The organism is Streptomyces sp. NPDC059080 (assembly GCF_042739975.1).
GTDB lineage: Bacteria > Actinomycetota > Actinomycetes > Streptomycetales > Streptomycetaceae > Streptomyces > Streptomyces benahoarensis.
The window spans coordinates 89,405-106,663 of record NZ_JBHYGX010000016.1 but is presented as its reverse complement, the minus strand read 5'-3'; the positions used below and the strand labels follow the sequence as shown (position 1 = coordinate 106,663).

15 protein-coding genes and 1 pseudogene are annotated in these 17,259 nt (G+C 72.8%); 6 read left to right on the top strand and 10 right to left on the bottom strand.

The window, feature by feature from the left end:
- Window positions 1-127: 127 nt before the first annotated feature.
- Window positions 128-1,360 (bottom strand): annotated as a pseudogene (locus ACFWWQ_RS15745) (glycoside hydrolase family 27 protein); the annotation flags it as partial.
- A gap of 651 nt (window positions 1,361-2,011) precedes the next feature.
- On the opposite strand from ACFWWQ_RS15745, the gene ACFWWQ_RS15740 reads away from it, so the two are divergent.
- Complete coding sequence (locus ACFWWQ_RS15740; protein ID WP_384596173.1) at window positions 2,012-3,049, top strand: NUDIX domain-containing protein; 1,038 nt, start codon at window positions 2,012-2,014, stop codon at window positions 3,047-3,049.
- A gap of 258 nt (window positions 3,050-3,307) precedes the next feature.
- Here ACFWWQ_RS15740 and ACFWWQ_RS15735 read toward each other — a convergent pair whose 3' ends face one another.
- A complete protein-coding gene (locus tag ACFWWQ_RS15735) occupies window positions 3,308-4,669 on the bottom strand; it encodes a dipeptidase (RefSeq protein WP_384596169.1) in 1,362 nt (453 codons plus the stop codon).
- 182 nt (window positions 4,670-4,851) lie between these two features.
- Between ACFWWQ_RS15735 and ACFWWQ_RS15730 the strand changes: the two genes are divergently transcribed.
- Window positions 4,852-6,072, top strand: a complete 1,221-nt coding sequence (locus tag ACFWWQ_RS15730) for a geranylgeranyl reductase family protein (RefSeq protein WP_384596166.1) — start codon at window positions 4,852-4,854, stop codon at window positions 6,070-6,072.
- A 36-nt stretch (window positions 6,073-6,108) separates the two neighbouring features.
- Here ACFWWQ_RS15730 and ACFWWQ_RS15725 read toward each other — a convergent pair whose 3' ends face one another.
- Both ACFWWQ_RS15725 and ACFWWQ_RS15720 read right to left on the bottom strand, forming a co-directional pair.
- Entirely contained in the window at window positions 6,109-6,741 is a 633-nt protein-coding gene (locus ACFWWQ_RS15725) for a class I SAM-dependent methyltransferase (protein WP_384596163.1), read from the bottom strand.
- A 227-nt stretch (window positions 6,742-6,968) separates the two neighbouring features.
- The gene (locus ACFWWQ_RS15720; RefSeq protein ID WP_384596273.1) at window positions 6,969-7,409 is read right to left on the bottom strand and encodes a nitroreductase family deazaflavin-dependent oxidoreductase; all 441 of its coding nucleotides are present in this window, start codon (window positions 7,407-7,409) and stop codon (window positions 6,969-6,971) included.
- 199 nt (window positions 7,410-7,608) lie between these two features.
- Between ACFWWQ_RS15720 and ACFWWQ_RS15715 the strand changes: the two genes are divergently transcribed.
- Window positions 7,609-8,397 (top strand): TetR/AcrR family transcriptional regulator, encoded by a 789-nt coding sequence (locus ACFWWQ_RS15715; RefSeq protein ID WP_384596160.1) that lies wholly within the window; start codon window positions 7,609-7,611, stop codon window positions 8,395-8,397.
- A 327-nt stretch (window positions 8,398-8,724) separates the two neighbouring features.
- Here the strand turns inward: ACFWWQ_RS15715 and ACFWWQ_RS15710 are convergent, their stop codons facing one another.
- On the bottom strand, window positions 8,725-9,486 hold the full coding sequence (locus ACFWWQ_RS15710) for a maleylpyruvate isomerase family mycothiol-dependent enzyme (protein ID WP_384596157.1): 762 nt from the start codon (window positions 9,484-9,486) through the stop codon (window positions 8,725-8,727).
- 389 nt (window positions 9,487-9,875) lie between these two features.
- Here ACFWWQ_RS15710 and ACFWWQ_RS15705 point away from each other — a divergent pair, with 389 nt between their 5' ends.
- Both ACFWWQ_RS15705 and ACFWWQ_RS15700 read left to right on the top strand, forming a co-directional pair.
- Entirely contained in the window at window positions 9,876-11,105 is a 1,230-nt protein-coding gene (locus ACFWWQ_RS15705) for an ROK family protein (protein WP_384596153.1), read from the top strand.
- A gap of 485 nt (window positions 11,106-11,590) precedes the next feature.
- Window positions 11,591-11,980: a PPOX class F420-dependent oxidoreductase gene (locus tag ACFWWQ_RS15700; protein WP_384596150.1), complete on the top strand. Its 390-nt coding sequence runs from the start codon at window positions 11,591-11,593 to the stop codon at window positions 11,978-11,980.
- Window positions 11,981-12,292: 312 nt separating this feature from the next.
- Here the strand turns inward: ACFWWQ_RS15700 and ACFWWQ_RS15695 are convergent, their stop codons facing one another.
- Together ACFWWQ_RS15695 and ACFWWQ_RS15690 are read right to left on the bottom strand one after the other, a co-directional pair.
- Window positions 12,293-12,799: an ATP-binding protein gene (locus ACFWWQ_RS15695; RefSeq protein ID WP_384596147.1), complete on the bottom strand. Its 507-nt coding sequence runs from the start codon at window positions 12,797-12,799 to the stop codon at window positions 12,293-12,295.
- A 359-nt stretch (window positions 12,800-13,158) separates the two neighbouring features.
- Entirely contained in the window at window positions 13,159-13,446 is a 288-nt protein-coding gene (locus tag ACFWWQ_RS15690; RefSeq protein ID WP_384596144.1) for a hypothetical protein, read from the bottom strand.
- Between the two features lie 318 nt (window positions 13,447-13,764).
- Here ACFWWQ_RS15690 and ACFWWQ_RS15685 point away from each other — a divergent pair, with 318 nt between their 5' ends.
- Window positions 13,765-14,862: a PLP-dependent cysteine synthase family protein gene (locus ACFWWQ_RS15685; RefSeq protein WP_384596270.1), complete on the top strand. Its 1,098-nt coding sequence runs from the start codon at window positions 13,765-13,767 to the stop codon at window positions 14,860-14,862.
- 30 nt (window positions 14,863-14,892) lie between these two features.
- On the opposite strand, the gene ACFWWQ_RS15680 is transcribed toward ACFWWQ_RS15685, so the two are convergent.
- The 3 genes from ACFWWQ_RS15680 to ACFWWQ_RS15670 all read right to left on the bottom strand — a co-directional run bounded on the left by ACFWWQ_RS15680 (window position 14,893) and on the right by ACFWWQ_RS15670 (window position 17,253).
- Complete coding sequence (locus tag ACFWWQ_RS15680; RefSeq protein ID WP_384596141.1) at window positions 14,893-15,375, bottom strand: SRPBCC family protein; 483 nt, start codon at window positions 15,373-15,375, stop codon at window positions 14,893-14,895.
- A 213-nt stretch (window positions 15,376-15,588) separates the two neighbouring features.
- Window positions 15,589-16,434, bottom strand: a complete 846-nt coding sequence (locus ACFWWQ_RS15675; RefSeq protein ID WP_384596137.1) for a DeoR/GlpR family DNA-binding transcription regulator — start codon at window positions 16,432-16,434, stop codon at window positions 15,589-15,591.
- A gap of 186 nt (window positions 16,435-16,620) precedes the next feature.
- Entirely contained in the window at window positions 16,621-17,253 is a 633-nt protein-coding gene (locus ACFWWQ_RS15670) for an AAA family ATPase (protein WP_384596134.1), read from the bottom strand.
- Window positions 17,254-17,259: the final 6 nt, after the last annotated feature.

Sequence of the window (17,259 nt, the reverse complement as noted above, 5' to 3'; positions counted from 1 at the left end):
TCACACCCTCTCCACCCACCACCGCCCCGCCCAACGGCCCGGCGTGGCGGGGGGGGCCCGGCCCCCCCCCCCCGGGGGGGCGGGGGCCCCCCCCCCCCCCCCACGAAGGGGTCCGGACTCAGGCGCCCTTCTCGGGGGTCACCCGGTAGACGACGGTGGCGTGCGCGGGCACCGTCACCGTGATCTCGCCGCTGGTGTGCCGGTCGGTGTGCTGCCACAGGTCCCGCAGTCGGTAGCCGGGCGCCTCGGGCAGTCCGGCGGCGGTCGCGCTGGTGGTGATCCGCTGCTCGCCGTCGCTCTCGTTGAACAGCGCGACCGCCCGGTCCCCGCCGGCCAGCTCCTTGACCAGCGTCCACCGCCCGTCGGCGCTGTCCAGCACGGTCGCCTGGTGGCCCAGCGGATCCTGATCGAGCGCGATGACGTCGTCGTTGCGGAGGATGTCGTACGTCTGCGGGGACGCGGTGCGCAGATCGGTACCGATGAGCAGCGGCGCGGCCATCATCGCCCAGAGGGTGAAGTGGCTGCGGTACTCGATGTCCGTCATGCCGCCGTTGCCGACCTCCAGCATGTCCGGGTCGTTCCAGTGACCGGGACCGGCGTACGGGGCGAGCGGCAGATTCTTTTTCAGAATGTCCAGCATGCTCGACCAGCTGTCGCTGATGTCACCGGTGGTACGCCACGACTGCCCGAGGTCCGCGGCCCATTCCCAGGGTTTGTTCTCACCCCATTCGCAGATGCTGTACGTGATCGGGCGGCCGGTGGCGCGCAGCGCGTCGCGCATGGCGGTGTAGCGCTGCCGGGCGTCCGCGCCTTGGTTGTTGCAGTTGTCGTACTTGAGATAGTCCACGCCCCAGTCGGCGAACTGCCGGGCGTCGGATTCCTCATGGCCCAGCGCCCCGGGAAAACCGATGTCGCTGCAGGTCCTGGTGCCCGCACTGGTGTAGATGCCGAACTTCAGCCCCTTGGCGTGGACGTAGTCGGCGACCGCTTTGATGCCGTGCGGAAAACGGATCGGATCGGGGACGAGTTGTCCCTTCGGATCGCGGGTGGGCATCGCCCAGCAGTCGTCGAGATTGACGTAGGTGTATCCGGCGTCCTTGAGTCCTTTGTCGATGAAGAGATCGGCGATCTCCTTGACCATTTTCTCGTTGAATCCCAGGCCGCAGTGCGTGGAATTCCAGTTGTTGAATCCCATCGGGGGAGTGGCGGCGAGTCCGTCCGCGGCCTTGCTGGTGGCGGGGGTCCGGGCGGCGGACGGCGGGGCGGCTGTCGCGGCGACGCAGAGCAGCGCGGCGGACAGCGCGCCGAGGGCCGCGGTACGCCGTCGGCGGGTGGCGGGGGAGCGTAGGAGCTGACGCATGATCAGGTCTCCGTCCTCGGGGGATGGGTGGGGATGGGGCGGTCGCTCGTGAGAGGTGACGGTAGAACGCGTTGAACTCTGTTGGAAGAGGCGCGTCGTGCGGCGGACTGGCTCTGAACGGCCTTGATACTGCCGCCGTTTGGTTCCGGAAGCGGGTCGTATCCCCTCGCGTCTGCGCGAATGAGTGCGTTCGTGTGCGAGGTGCGGGGCGGGTTGTGGTGACGTCGAGCCGGGGCCGGCGGCACGGCATTCATGGGCGGCGACTTCCCTTACCGGGCTTACGGGCCTCGCCGTTATGGCGGGAAGGGGCCGCTCGGTGACGCCGATGCGCGCGATTCCCAGGCGATGCGCCGCCGTCATATGCGGATGTCGGCGTTCCCCGCGCCCGTGCGCGGGCGGGGGTTTCGGTCCGGGAGGCACTGGGGAGCGCTTGGTTGCCGAGGGCTTCGCGGGGCGGGATACGAGGTGGTGTCCCCACCGCGGCGCAGTTCGCGACCGGCGCGTGCACGGGGGCCGCGCAGCGCCCCGCGTCCACGGCGCCGCCGCGCGCTGCGCACCGTCCCCGGCTGTGCGCGCGGCCCGTGGATTCGCGCGTATTCCGTGGCAGGCTGGTGCGGGCAACTCACCTGGTTCCAGAGAAGAGGGGACACCGTGATCGTCTGGCTGAACGGCACGTTCGGTGCGGGCAAGACCACAGCGGCGCAGGAATTGCTCGACCTGCTTCCCGGGAGCACGCTCTACGACCCCGAACTCCTCGGTCAGGGCCTGCGGATGATGCTGCCCGCCAAGCGCCTGGAGGAAATCGACGACCTCCAGGACCTGCCCGCCTGGCGCCGGTTGGTCGTGGACACCGCGGCGGCGCTGCTGACCGAGGTCCCCGGCCCCTTGGTGACCCCGATGACGTTGTTGCGTCAGGAATACCGCGACGAAATCTTCGGCGCGCTCGCCGCCCGCCGCATTCAGGTCCGGCATTTTCTGCTGGATGCGGAGGAAACGATCCTGCGGGAGCGGATCGCGCACCGCGAGGAGACCGCCGCCGACCGGGCGAGCGCGGCGCAGGTCCGCCGCTGGGGGCTGGACGCCCTCACCTTGTACGCCGAGGCGATGAGCTGGCTCAAGGGCGACGCGTACGTGGTGGACACCGGGCGGCTGACGCCCCGGCGGGCCGCGGAGGAGATAGCCGAGGCGGTGCGCTCCGGCACGGCCGACTGCGGCATCGTGCAGACACCGGAGCCCACCGCCGAAACCCTCGCCGCCGGCGTCCTGCTCTTCGACGACGCCGACCGCTTCCTCCTCGTCGACCCCACCTACAAACCGGGCTGGGAGTTCCCCGGCGGCATCGTCGAGCACGGCGAACCGCCCACCCAGGCCGGACTCCGTGAAGTCGTGGAGGAGTTGGCGCTCCGGCTGCCGCGCACCCCGCGCCTCCTCGTCCTGGACTGGGAGGCGCCCGAACCGCCGGGGTTCGGCGGTCTGCGGCTGCTCTTCGACGGCGGCCGCCTCACCGACGAGCAGACCCGCGGAGTACGGCTCCCCGGCGCGGAGCTGCGCGAATGGCGCTTCGTCACCGAGTCCGAGGCGGAACACCTGCTGCCGCCGGTCCGCTTCCGCCGGTTGCGCTGGGCGCTACGGGCCCGCGAACGCGGCTGCCCGATGCTGCTGGAGCGGGGCGTTCCGGCGGGCGGCTAGGGGTGTCCGTAAAGTCCCGTCGTTCGCCCGGAGGGCGGGGGTGCGGGGCCGGCGGCGGGGGCGCGCCAGGCGTGAGGTGACCGGCGCGCGACGGGGCGGCGTGCGCCGGTCCGGGAGCCGTTGGACGGTGCGTGCCCGGGACGGGCGCCCCCGCTCGGACACGCCGCCACGCTTCCCCGGGCCGTCGGCCGATCGCGCCACCCCGGGCGCCCGCGCCGCTCGCGGACGTCCGGTGACGTACGCCGTCGATCCGGCCGGTCAGCCGCGCTCGGCCGCGTACCGCTGGAGGAACAGCGCCTCGGCGAGCGACAGTCGCTCCAGCTCCTGCGGGGAGACGCTCTCGTTCACGGCGTGGATCTGCGCGTCGGGCTCGCTCAGGCCGATCAGCAGGATCTCCGTCTCGGGGTAGAGCGACGCCAGGGTGTTGCACAGCGGGATGGAGCCGCCCATTCCGGCGATCTGCATCTCCTGGCCGTCGTACGCCTCCCGGAGCGCCGACGCCATCGACGCGTACGCCGGGCTGTCGGTGTCGGCGCGGAACGCCTGGCCCTGGCCGACCTGTTCGACGGCGACCCGCGCGCCCCAGGGCGCGGCGTTCTCCAGATGGGCGGTGAGCAGCCGCGTCGCCCTGGCGGCGTCGGTGCCCGGCGGCACCCGCAGGCTGATCAGCGCCCGGGCGCCCGCCTGGACGGACGGGGTGGCGCCGACGACCGGCGGGCAGTCGATGCCGAGGACGGTCACGGCGGGCCGTGCCCAGATCCGGTCGGCGATCGTGCCGCTGCCGATCAGCCCGACGCCGTCCAGCACCTTCGCGTCCTTGCGGAACTCCTCCTCCGGGTACTGGAGTCCCTCCCAGGTGGCATCCGCGGCGAGGCCGTCCACCGTTGTGGAACCGTCCTCGGCGCGCAGCGAGTCCAGGACGCGGACCAGCGCCGCCAGCGCGTCGGGCGCGGCGCCGCCGAACTGACCGGAGTGCAGATTTCCCGCCAGGGTGTCGACGGAGACCCGCACCAGCGTCATCCCGCGCAGCGTCGCGGTCGCCGTCGGCAGCCCGACGCGGAAGTTCCCGGCGTCCCCGATGACGATGGCGTCCGCGGTCAGCAGCTCCGGGTGCGCCTCGGCGTACCGCTCCAGGCCACCGGTGCCCTGCTCCTCCGAACCCTCCACGATCACCTTGACGTTCACCGGCACGCCGCCGTGCTCCCGCAGCGCCCGCAGCGCCGTCAGATGCAGGATCACGCCGCCCTTGCAGTCCGCCGCGCCCCGGCCGTACCAGCGGCCGTCCCGCTCGGTCAGGGTGAACGGCGGGGAGTCCCAGGCGGCCTCGTCCAGCGGCGGCTGCACGTCGTAGTGCGCGTACAGCAGCACCGTCGGCGCGCCCTGAGGGCCGGGCAGGAAGCCGTAGACCGACTGCGTACCGTCCGGGGTGTCGAGCAGCGCCACGTCCTGGAAGCCGTCGGCCCGCAGCGCGTCGACGATCCAGCCGGCCGCCGCCTCGCACTCGCTCTTCGGGAACTGCTCGGGATCCGCGACCGACCGGAAGGCCACCAGCTCGGCCAGTTCGGTACGGGCGCGGGGCTGCAACGCGGCGACGGTACGGGCCAGCGGGCTGTCAGACATGGACGCTCCTTGTGGGCGCGGGTGTGCCTCCGGACCCGCGGTCCGTCCGGCGGGGTGCCGCGGGCGGCCCGGAGATACGGGTGCGAATCCCCCCGATCTTCCCACAGACGTTCGAGCCGAGCGCGGCCCGTAGGATGCGGACGGTAGGCGCAGCACGGATTCGAACGGGAGCAGAAACGCCGGTGAGCAGCGAGCAGGCAGCCCAGGACAACGAGCAGGTGTGGGACGTCGTGGTGGTGGGCGCCGGTCCCGCGGGCGCCTCGGCGGCGCACGCGGCGGCGTGCGCGGGGCGCCGGGTGCTGATCCTGGAGAAGGCGGAACTGCCCCGCTACAAGACCTGCGGCGGCGGCATCATCGGCCCCTCCCGCGACTCCCTGCCGCCCGGTTTCACGCTGCCGTTGCGCGACCGGGTGCACGCCGTCACCTTCTCGCTCAACGGCAAGCTGACCCGCACCCGCCGCTCCAAGAGCATGCTGTTCGGGCTCATCAACCGCCCCGAGTTCGACGAGGGCCTGGTCAAGGCGGCCAAGGACGCGGGCGCCGAGATCCGTACCGGCGTGGCGGTCTCCCGGGTCGAGCAGCACGGCGCGATGGTGCCCGACCGACGGACGGTCGCCGTGGTGCTCAGCGGCGGCGAGGTCATCCTCGCCCGCGCGGTGGTCGGCGCGGACGGCAGCGCGGGCCGGATAGGCGCGCATGTCGGCGTCAAGCTCGACCAGGTCGACCTCGGTCTGGAGGCCGAGATCCCGGTGCCGCCGACCGTCGCCGAGGACTGGAAGGGCCGCGTCCTGATCGACTGGGGCCCGCTGCCCGGCAGTTACGGCTGGGTCTTTCCCAAGGGCGACACCCTCACCGTCGGCGTGATCTCCGCCCGCGGCGAGGGCGCCGCGACCAAGCGGTACCTGGAGGACTTCATCGCCCGGCTCGGCCTCGCGGGCTTCGAACCGGCCGTCTCCTCCGGCCATCTGACGCGCTGCCGCACCGAGGACTCGCCGCTCTCCCGCGGCCGCGTCCTCGTCGCCGGGGACGCCGCCGGGCTGTTGGAGCCGTGGACGCGGGAGGGCATCTCCTTCGCGCTGCGCTCGGGGCGGCTGGCGGGTGAGTGGGCGGCCCGCGTCGCCGAGGCACACGACGCCGTGGACGCCCGCCGCCAGGCCCTCAACTACGCCTTCGCCATCAAGGCGGGTCTCGGCGTCGAGATGAGCGTCGGCCGCCGGATGTACGCCGTCTTCGCGCGCCGCCCCGGCCTGCTGCACGCCGTCCTCACCGGCTTCCGCCCCGCCTGGAACGCCTTCGCCGACATCACCCGTGGCACGACCACTCTCGGCGAACTGGTCCGCAGCCATCCGCTGGCCCGCCGCGCGCTGGACGTCATGGACCGGCGGCAGGCCAAGGAGGGGTGAGCCCGGGGCCCGCGTCGAGGGCTGACCGACAGCCGGTCAGCCCTTGCGCAGCAGCAGATGGCCCCGGCGGAACCGTTCCCCTTCGCCCGGCTCACGCAGCATTCGTCCCACTTCGGTGAACCCGGCTTTCCCGGTCAGCTCCGCGAGGTCGTCGATCGGCCACCGGTAGGCGGTCGTCACCTTGTGGTCGAACGTCGTGACCGGCCCGCCTTCCGACTCGAAGAAGCCGAGCAGGAGGTGGCCGTCGGGCGCGAGCACCCGCTGGAACTCGGAGAAGTACGAGGGCAGATGCCGGGGCGGGGTGTGAATGACCGAGTACCAGGACACGATGCCGTGCAGGGTGCCGTCAGCGAGGTCCAGGGCGTCCATGGAGCCGACCTCGAACCGCAGGTCCGGGTATGCCTCGCGGGCCAGACCGATCATCACCGGCGACAGATCGATGCCGAAGGCGTCCAGCCCCAGGCCCCGCAGGTGCGCGGTCAGGTACCCGGGGCCGCACCCCAGCTCGGCGACGGGCCCGCCACCGGGGGCGAGCTCGGCGAACGCGGCGAGTACGGCACGGTCCAGCGGAAGCCCGTCCAGCGAATCGCGGGTGAGGTCGGCGTAGAGAGCGGCAATGGCGTCGTAGGCGCCCGCCGTTGTTTCGAGGTACGAGGAAGTTTCGGTCACGAGCGAGAAGAGTAGGGGCTCTTCCGGCGGCGTGTTGACTGAAGAAGCGGAGAGGGGCTGGGGGGTGGCTACGGGCTTCGGGGGGCGTGCGGGTACTTCTCGGCCTCGGCCCGTCCCGCCGTCATATCGGCCCGCTGTCATACGGGCCCGCCGTCATATCGGCCCGTTGCCGTACCGTTTCCGTACCGGCGTGACAGCGCCTCGCCCCTGCCGGTCGACGGGCCGGTTCACGCCTCCGTGATGCGGAAGACGGGGTGACGCGGGGCCGCGGCGTGCAGCGCCTCGTCGGGGGAGTCGGCGGTGACCTCGCCGAAGTACGACTTGACCTCCCAGCCCCAGCGCCGCAGATAGGCCCGCAGCAGCTCCGGGGTCTCGCTCGGCGGCAGCTCCACGGCGGTGAACGCACGGGTGCGGCGCCCGACCTGCAACTGTCCGCCACCGGCCGCGCGCATGTTGCGCACCCAGTCGGACTCCCCGCGCGCGGAGACGAGATAGCGTGCGCCGTCGTACGTCATCGGGTTGACGGGGACCCGCCGCCAGGTGCCGCTCTTGCGGCCCCGGACGGAGAGGTCCGCCGCACCGGCGAGGCTGATACCGCGGCGGGCCAGCCAGCCGACGGCGGCGTTGAAGCGGGCGGTCGTACGGCCGGGCTTGAGGTAGCGGGACATCTGGCCCTCCGGGGCGCTCAGGACTGATTTCGGCACTGCGGTGGTGCGAAGAACGGGCTCGGGCACCAAAGTGTGAGCACTGCTCTCGCTTGAGATCAGTGTGCACGAACGAGGTGCGGGCAGGCAAGAGCGCTGCTCTCGTTTTGTTTCGCCGACCGCCTTGTGGTGCGGTGATCCGATGGATGGCAGACTCCCTGCCATGACGGCGATCCGAGGGGCCAGGGAGCGGGCCCGCAGCGAAATCACCGCGGCCATCAAGGACGAGGCCCGCACGCAACTCGCGGCCGAGGGCGCCACCAAGCTCTCCCTGCGCGCCGTGGCCCGCGCCCTGGGAATGGCCTCCTCCGCGCTCTACCGCTACTTCCCCAGCCGCGATGACCTGCTTACCGCCCTGATCCTCGACGCGTACCACGCGATCGGCGCGGCGGCGGAGGCGGCGGATCCCGGGGCGGGCGGATCGGGGCCGAGCGGATCGGGGCCGAGTGGATCGGCTGAGCCCGGTGGGCCGGTCGTGGTGGGTGGGCCGGATGCGGCCGTATGCGTCGAGCGTTGGGCCGCCGTCTGCGGCGGGGTCCGCGCCTGGGCGCTGGCCCATCCGCACGAGTACGCCCTGATCTACGGCACGCCCGTCCCCGGCTACCGCGCCCCGCAGGCGACGGCGGCGCCCGCCGGGCGGGTCGCCCGCGCACTGATCGCCGTGGTCTGCGACGCCCACGCCGCCGGCGCGCTCCGCGAGCCCCCCGGTCCGCTGCCCGACACGCTCGCGGACGAGGCGCGCGCCCTCATGACGGAGCTGGACATCGACCTGCCCGCCCCCGTCGTGGCAGCCCTGGTCGCGACCTGGGCCCAACTCTTCGGTCTGATCAGCTTCGAGCTGTTCGGCCAGTTCAACCGGGTTGTCGAGGACCGCGATGCCTTTTTCGCGCATACGGTCCGGCGACTTGCGGGAGGTGTGGGGCTCAGTGCTGATCCGGCCGGCTCTGCTTGATCTGGGGGCTCGGGCCTTCCGGCCCGACTGTGATGTGGCTGGCCCGACGGTTCGTACGTGGTACGAGGTGTGCGGCTACGGGTGTGCCCCGGGCGGCGCTGCGCCTCGCGCGCGGCACGTGGGGGCGTGGGGCGTGGGGCGTGGCCGGTTCCTCCCAGAGGGTGGGCTGGGCGACGGCGGCTGCTGACTCTCACCCAACGGCGGTGCGTGCGAGGGCCGGTGGCCCCTCGGGTGCCGCCGCCAGCGGGGGCGGGGGCGACAGCCCGGCGCTGGGCCCACACGTCACCGCGGCCGACGAACGCCGCCCCTCGCCCCGCCACCCCTCCGTCAGATGCCGCCATGCTCCTCCCAGAGCCGCACAAGCGCCTCGTCGCCGTTCACTGTCAGGCCGTCCCACGGGGCGCGGTTCCACAGGGTGAGGTAGAGCGCTTCGGCGGGCCCCTCGACGCTCAGGTCGGCGGGCTCGTCCGTCCCCGCGCCGCCGCGCTTCCCGGAGGTCCGCAGGGTGCGCGCCGGTGCCTCGGACAGGTGGACCGTCCACTCCGCGTCGGCCGCATCCGTAGCCCGCACCCGCAGGGTCTTCGGCTGCGCGGTGCGTACCCGGCTGCGCTTCTGGCTGTGGATCCCGGTCAGTATCTCGTCGATGCCGTCGGCGGCGAAGGCGGGCGGCAGCGGTGTGAGCGTGGCGCCGAGGGCCTGTTGGGCGTCGGCGCGGTGGATGGCCGTCTCGTGCGCCTGCCGCCGGGCCCAGAAGGCGAGCGGCGACGGGGCGGGCAGGAAGGCCCATGCGGCGAGGGAAGGCGGTGCCTCGTGCAGCGCCACCACCAGGCGGTGATGGCCCTCCCGCAGCCACGGCACCAGCTCCTGATCGGCAAGATCGGGAGCGGCGTCCGGCGTCGAGGGCTGCTCCAGTCCCTCGGTCACATACCGCGCGGCCCAGTGGTGCACCCGGCCCACGTGGGCGACCAGATCGCGCATCCGCCACTCCGGACACGCCGGAATCCGGGCGTCGGGCCCGGCCTCCTCCGCGGCGGCGGCCAGCAGCGCTCCGTCCAGCCGCAGTGCTTCGACGAATTCGGTGATCTCCATGCCTCCGAGTCTGCCAGCCACCACTGACAACGGAGCCCGACGCCCGTGCTCACCCGCCCGCGGCCCCTCGCCCACGGCTGGTCCCGGCGCCCGCCTCCGCTCACCCCGTCCGCGTCAACACCCGTATCCGTCCGTGTGATGTCCTTGTTCGCAGGCGTCACCGGCCCTCCGGAGGCGGTGTGTTGCCGAGTCTTACAGGTCCTTGACGAGACCTGACGAGCGTTGACGGGTCCGTCCGGTCGACCCCGGCAGCATGACCGACTCCACCGGCGTCTTCGACGGTGCGGCCCCCGGGAGGCGAGCACGTGCGATGAGAGATCGCCGAGGGATGCGCCGCAGGAATCCCCACCGTGTTTTGTTCCGGTACGATACAAAGCCAGAATGGGAACGTGACCCAGACTCGGACAACCAGGCTGGAGCGGGGCCGTGCCTCCCTCGGACCCGCACTGGAGCTCGTACACACCGGACGCGCCCCCACCCGCGCGGTCCTCACCTCGGAACTCGGCGTGACCCGCGCGACCGCCGGAGCCGTCGCGGCGGAGCTGGAAGCCCTCGGCCTGATCACCGTCGACTCCCGGCCGACCGCCTCCGCCGGCTCCCAAGGGAGGCCGTCCCACCGCCTGTTCGTCAACGAACGCGGCCCGGTGGTGCTCGCCGCACAGATCCACGCCGACGGCTTCCGTGTCGCCCTGGTGGGGCTCGGCGGGCGCATCGTGGCCACCACCACCGGCAGCGGCACCATCCCCGCCGACCCGGCCCATGTCCTCGCCGAGGCGGTCGGCGCGGGCGCCGGGCTGCTGCGGGAGACCGGCCGCCGCTGCCTGGGGGCGGGCCTCGCCGTCCCGTCGGCCGTCGCCGAACCGGACGGCGAGGCGTTGAACCCGCTCCACCTCGCCTGGCCCGCCGGTGCCCCCGTACGGGAGCTCTTCCAGCGGGCGCTCGCCGACGCTGCGATCCCGGGCGTCACCGAGGCGATCGGTTTCAGCGGCAACGACGTCAACCTCATGGCCCTCGCCGAACACCGGCACGGCGCCGGACGAGGCGCCCGTGACCTGCTGTGCGTCGCCTCCGGGCACCGGGGCGTGGGCGGCGCGCTGGTCCTCGACGGGCGCCTGCACAGCGGCAGTTCGGGGCTCGCCCTGGAGGTGGGCCACCTCACGGTGCACCCCGAGGGCGCCCCCTGCCACTGCGGCAGCCGCGGCTGCCTGGACGTCGAGGCCGACCCCCTGGCCTTCCTGAACGCGGCCGGACGCACCCCGGGCCCCGAGGGCTCTCTGCTCCATCAGGCCGCCGACCTGCTGCGCACTGCGTACGACGACCCCGCCGTACGCGCCGCAGCCGACCTGCTCATCGACCGTCTCGGCCTGGGCCTGGCCGGGCTGGTGAACATCCTCAACCCGGACCGCATCATCCTCGGCGGTCTGCACCGCACCCTTCTGGAGGCCGACCCGGAACGGCTCCGTGCCGTCGTCGCCGAACGCAGCCTCTGGGGCCGCAGCGGCGGCGTACCGATCCTGCCCTGCGGCCTCGACCACAACAGCCTCGTCGGCGCGGCGGAACTCGCCTGGCAGCCGGTGCTGGACGACCCGCTGGTCGTGCAGGGGGAGCGGAGGGCGTAGGCGGTTCCGGCCACTCCTGCCGGACCGGCGCGGCAGGAGGGCGGCACAGCGCCGTTCGGGGCCGCCGCATCTGCCGTGTGAGCAGGTGGGAGGGCCCGCATGCATGCCAACCGCCCTCTCCGGAAGGGCGGTTGGCGGCGACCGGCCCGCGGCGTTGTCAGTGGTCCCGGTTACGTTGTGTGACATGGAGAACGGGCGAGGGAACCAGGTGAACCAGCCGGGCCGGACGGACCACTCGCACCGGCCGAACGAAGCGGGCCGGCCGGACCACCCGCACCCGTCGGGCGAAGCGGGCCGGTCGGACGGCAGGAGCCGCCCCGCGGGCGCGGGCTCGCCGATCCCGCGGGGCGATGCTCCGGACCGCGCGGGGACATGCCAGGGCGGACGTGTGCCCGCCACGCCGCCCGTCACGTCGCCCGTCACGGCCTGGCCGCCGCCCGGGTGCCCGGCGCCACTTCGCTGTTGCCCGCCCGTAGGCTGCCGTCATGATTGCCGAAGCCCTGGCCCGCAGCCCTTACGTCAGCCTCGTCACGTACCGGCGCAGTGGCGCCCCGGTGGCGACCCCGGTGTGGGCCGTCGCCCAAGGAGACGAGCTGCTGGTGTGGACGCGGAGCGACAGCGGAAAGGTCAAACGGCTGCGCCGCGACACCCGGGTGACGGTCACCCCGTGCGATGTGCGGGGCAACCTCACCGAGGGCGCGGACACCCTCGAAGGGACCGCCCGCCTCATGGAGGAGCCCGAGGGCCTGGCCCGGGTGCGACGCGCGATGGCCGGCAAGTACGGACTGCGCTTCCGCATCCTCGACACCGGAGGCGCCCTGCTCCGCCGGGGCAAGCGGCCGCACGTGGGCATCGCCGTCACCTTCCCCCGCTGAGCCCCCGGCACGCCCGACCGCCGAGCGCGTTCCGCGCCCCCTCCCGGCCGTACTCAGCCCTCGGCGGTCCGGTGCCCGCCATCCTCCGATGGCCGGACGAAGCAGTTCGGCGGCACCGTGCCCCATCCCGTGAGGCGTCCACTGGATCAGCGCTGCACCGCCCGCCGCCCGCAAGGCGGCGAGTTCGGCCGCCGCGGCCTACGGGTTCGACAGCTCCTGCCCCGCCAGGGCGGACTTGCCGTCGAAGTGGTGGTACCTGCTGCCCTGCCCGACCCCGGGGGCCTGTAGGCCCGCTTCCAGGCCGGAAACCGTTCAGCCGACCCCCGCACCCCGTATCCGGGTGCGTGGGCCGGCTGCCGTCCAGGTGTGTTCCAGAAGGGTGCCGGTCCGGTGCGGTGGACCCGGTACCGGCTCCTGCGGCGCGAGGGGGAGGGCGGGCAGCGTGAACCACACGACCTTCCCGGCGCCGTCCGGGCGTACGCCCCAGCTCTCGCTGAGCGCGGCGATCAGGGCCAGGCCGCGGCCGCAGGTCTCCCAGGTGTCGGCGGCCCGCAGCTGGGGCAGCCGCGGATCGTGATCGTGCACGGCGACAGTCAACTGGTCGATGAGTACGCAGAGTTGGACGGTGCACTGCTTGCTGGGGCGGGCGTGCCGGTGCACATTCGCGAGGAGTTCGGTGAGGCCGAGCGCGGCCGGATCCACGAGCGGATCGAGGTGCCAGTACCGCAGTTGGGCCGAGATGACGTGGCGCACCTGCCCGATACGGGCCGGGAGGGCCTGGAGCTCCACCGTGCAGTGTCTGCTGGGCTGCCTGATCACGACGCGACTCCCTGATGAGGCCGGGCGTCCCGCGGGGCGGGGCGAAGACCGAACCCGGCGACGAACACCGCAGCGTCATCGCCGGTGAACCCTCAGTGATACAGGTCCAGGGTCGGTCCGGAGCGGCGCGCCCGCAACCGCAGCCCTGCCGGGCGGCCGCCGTCCGCACCCGCCCCCGGCGTACGGAAACCCCCGCGCGCCCCTCACGAACCGGTGCCCGCCGTCCCGCCCATGCCGACGGCGACCGTGCCCCGAACGGCGCAGCGGTCACCTGCAGGTTCAAGCTCACCCAAGACAGACCAGGTGAACGGCCCGGCCGGGAGCGGAGCCGTAACGGGCGAGCCGGTTGCTCGCGGTGTTCAGGTCCGCGGTGCGTGGGCCGCCTGTACCGCGTCAAGGAAGCGATCGGGTGCGCCCAGGGTCAGCGAATAGCGGTTGCCGTTCAGGCGGGCCAGGGCCCGGTCGCGGGCGGCGAACAGTGGCTTGTGCACCTGGACCGCACCGAGCGGCGCGCTGTCGATCTCCTTGCCGTAGCTCGTCAGCAGCGCGAGCCTGCCGTCCCGGATCACGACCTGCCCGGCCCGGGTCAGGGACCGCAGCGATCGTTCGATGTGCACGCCGGTCGCGTTGAACTCGGGCTCGGCCATGCCGGCCACCTCCTCGCCAAGGGCAGGTGCCCCTCACCGCCCCGTATGGGGGCAGTGTGCACGGCCTTCGCGTCGTGCACCAGTGCCCCCGGAGCCGGTCCGTGCGGACGCCTGTCGCCCAGGCTCTCCTTGGGGCCTCCCAAAGGCACGTTTATGCAGGTGAGAAGCGTACGTGAGGTGGCTATAGTCGAATTCGGCCCGCCTCTTCGTACGGGCTCACAACCCTTGAGGAGCGCTCCGGTGAGCACCGCACAGCAGCCGCACACCCCGCACCGCGCCGGCGCCGACGGCGCACCGCAGGCGGCCGTCCACGCCCCGATGCCGACCGCCGACGTCGACCGCACCGATCAGGACTACCGCAGCTGGCTGAAGGAATCCGTCCGCAAGGTCCAGGCGGACGCCAACCGCACCGCCGACACCCATCTGCTGCGCTTCCCGCTCCCCGAGGAGTGGGGCATCGATCTCTACCTCAAGGACGAGTCGACCCACCCCACCGGCAGCCTCAAGCACCGCCTCGCCCGCTCCCTCTTCCTCTACGGGCTGTGCAACGGCTGGATCCGGCCGGGCAAGCCCGTCATCGAAGCCTCCAGCGGCTCCACCGCCGTCTCCGAGGCGTACTTCGCGTCGCTGATCGGGGTGCCGTTCATCGCGGTGATGCCCGCGACCACCAGCCGCGAGAAGACCCGGCTGATCGAATTCCACGGCGGCACCTGCCACCTCGTCCAGGACCCGCGCACCGTCTACGAGATCTCCGCGCAGCTCGCGACGGAGTCCGGCGGCCACTACATGGACCAGTTCACCTACGCCGAACGGGCGACGGACTGGCGCGGCAACAACAACATCGCCGAGTCGATCTACGAGCAGCTGCGCCTGGAACGCTATCCGGAACCGGCCTGGATCGTCGCGACCGCGGGCACCGGCGGCACCTCCGCGACCATCGCCCGCTACGTCCACTACATGCAGTACGACACCCGCATCTGCGTCCCCGATCCGGAGAACTCCTGCTTCTTCGACGGCTGGCTCACCGGCGACGCCGGAACGCGCTGCGCGACCCCTTCCCGGATCGAGGGCATCGGCCGCCCCCGGATGGAACCGAGCTTCGTGCCCGGCGCGATCGACCGGATGATGAAGGTCCCCGACGCCGCCAGCATGGCCGCCGTACGCGCCCTGGAATCGGCCATCGGCCGCAAGGCGGGCGGCTCGACCGGTACCGGGCTGTGGAGCGCCCTGAGGATCGTCGGCGAGATGCACGCTGCCGGGCGGACCGGCTCCGTCGTCACCCTGCTGTGCGACCCGGGCGACCGCTACCTCGACAAGTATTACTCGGACGACTGGCTGGCCGCCCAGGGCCTGGACATCGCGCCGTACGCCCGCGCCCTCGACGCTTTCCTGAGCACCGGCACCTGGTCCGAGTGAGCACCGCAGCCGGTTCCGGTCCGGCCGGGGTCAGTTGCCGTTGGTCGCCACGGCCAGTCGGCGGTCGAGCGCCCGCGCCGACACCCGGAAGGCCCGGCCCAGGCCCGGCCGTGCCAGCAGCAGGGCGAGGCGCAGCGGCCCCGGACCGTCGGCCGCGAACGTCCACCGCAGCCGGGTGCCGCCGTCGTCCGGGGTGAGCCGCCACTCCTCCAACAGGGCCCGGATCCCTGGGGCGTTGGTGCGGTCCACGCGGTAGGCGTAGAGCGCCTCGGGCTGTGCGGTCAGCACGGTTTCGAGGAAACGGGTGCCGCCCGTCAGCCGTACGTCCCGGCCCGTGCCCCCATCCGTCGGCACGGCCCGCGCGACCCCGGTGAACCAGCGCGCCCAGCCTTCGATGTCCTGCGCCAGCGCCGCGTACACCGTCGCGGGCGGCGCACCGAGCCGGGCGGAGAAGGTCAGCCGCAGCGGCGCGGACCGGGCGAAGTCCAGTTCTACGGGGCGGAGCCGACGCATGGAGCAACCCCCAACGGGTAGAGCGGTACGGCCGCGCGGACACCACGGACGCCCGCGAAGCCCCGGTCTTCGGGTGGACCGGCGCCGCGGATCCTAGAGGGCCCGCCCGCAGATGTCTGCGGCGCGGCGTGCCCGGATACCCGAACTCCTGCCGACGCAGGACGCGTGGCCCCTGTCAGCGTCCGGCCGGACGCCAACCGGACGTCGTGCCCCTTACGCCTCGGAGTCCTGCCACGGCTCGCCCGCCACCACCAGCTCCGGCGGCAGCTCGGCGAAGCGTTCCCGCGCCTCGGGGGACAGGCCGCCGTCGGTCACCAGTACGTCGACCTCTTCCAGCATCGCGAACGAACTCAGCGCCACCGTGCCCCACTTGGTGTGGTCGGCGACCACCACGACCCGCCGCGCCGAGCGCATGAAGTGCCGGTTGGTCTCCGCCTCCGCGAGATTCGGGGTGGACAGCCCCGCCTCCACCGATATGCCGTGCACCCCGAGGAAGAGCACATCGAAGTGGAGGGAGCGGATCGCGGCATCGGCGACCGGCCCGACCAGCGTGTCCGACGGGGTGCGCACCCCGCCCGTCAGTACCACCGTCGCCGCACCGGCCCGTGGCCCCGCGCCGCCGCTCGCCGTCGCCCGCTGCGCGGTGTAGAAGACATCGGCGACCCGTACGGAGTTGGTGACCACCGTCAGATCCGGTACGTCCACCAACTGCTGGGCCAGCGCATAGGCGGTGGTGCCGCCCGCCAGGGCGATGGCGCTGCCCGGGGCGGCCATCTGCGCCGCCGCCACCGCGATGTCCTCCTTGGCGCTCAGCTCCAGCGCCGACTTCGCCTCGAAACCCGGCTCGTGCGCACTCGGCTCACCGACTGGAACCGCGCCGCCGTGCACCTTCTCCAGCATGCCCTGCCGGGCCAGCGCGTCCAGATCGCGGCGGACGGTCATGTCCGAGACGCTGAGTCTGCGGGTGAGTTCGTTGACCCGCGCGCCGCCGCGCCGCCTGACCTCTTCGAGGATCAGGGCCCGCCGCTGCTCGGCCAGCAGATTCTGGTTGTCACTCACCCCGGCCCGTCCTTTCCGCTCAGCTCACCGGCGCGTCACCTGCGCTCCGCCGCCCGTTCCGATCGTTTTCCTCATCCTCGCACGAGCCACTGACAACGCCGTCGGACGCGCTTGCCGACGCCCCGAGCGGCGGGACGGACGAGGACCGCGGGGCCTGCCCTCCCCGTCCGACCGGCCCGTACCCCGTCAGTACAGCCGGATGTGCCGCAGCCCCGTCCACACCCGGCGGAGCCCGCCCCGTACCGGGCCGTCGGTGTTCGGGGTGAGGGACAGGCCCGCCGACGCGGCCACGCGGTCGGCGACCTCCGGGACCGCGATCCGGTCGGTCCATACATGCTCGGCGAACTCCGGGCCCTGCAGCCGCTCCAGGCACAGATCGAGCTTCCGCACCGCGAAGCTCTCCCGCAGCAGCTGCCTCTCCTTGCCGGTGACGAAGCGCAGGACCTGCCCCGCGCCCCGCTCCCGCAGGCGCCGCAGCACCGTCTCGCGCTCCGCCAGCAGCGCGAAGTGCCGTACGTCGTGGCCGCGTTCCCGCAACCGGCCCACCGTCTCCTCGAAGTACGCCGGTTCGACGATCGTCATCGGGGCGATCACCGGGCCCGGATGGCGGGAGAGCGCCAGGTCGAGGACTTCGTACACCCCCTGTCGCCAGGCACGGAGGTCCTGGAAGTCGCCGCGTACGCCCGGCGGGGTCATCCGGTGCAGGCCGAACCCCACCTCCTCCGGATCGCAGACCACACTGCCGGGCAGCCGCCGCCTGATCTCGAACGCCGTTTGCGTTTTGCCGCCCCCGAAAGGGCCGTTGAGCCACAGAAGCATGGGCCG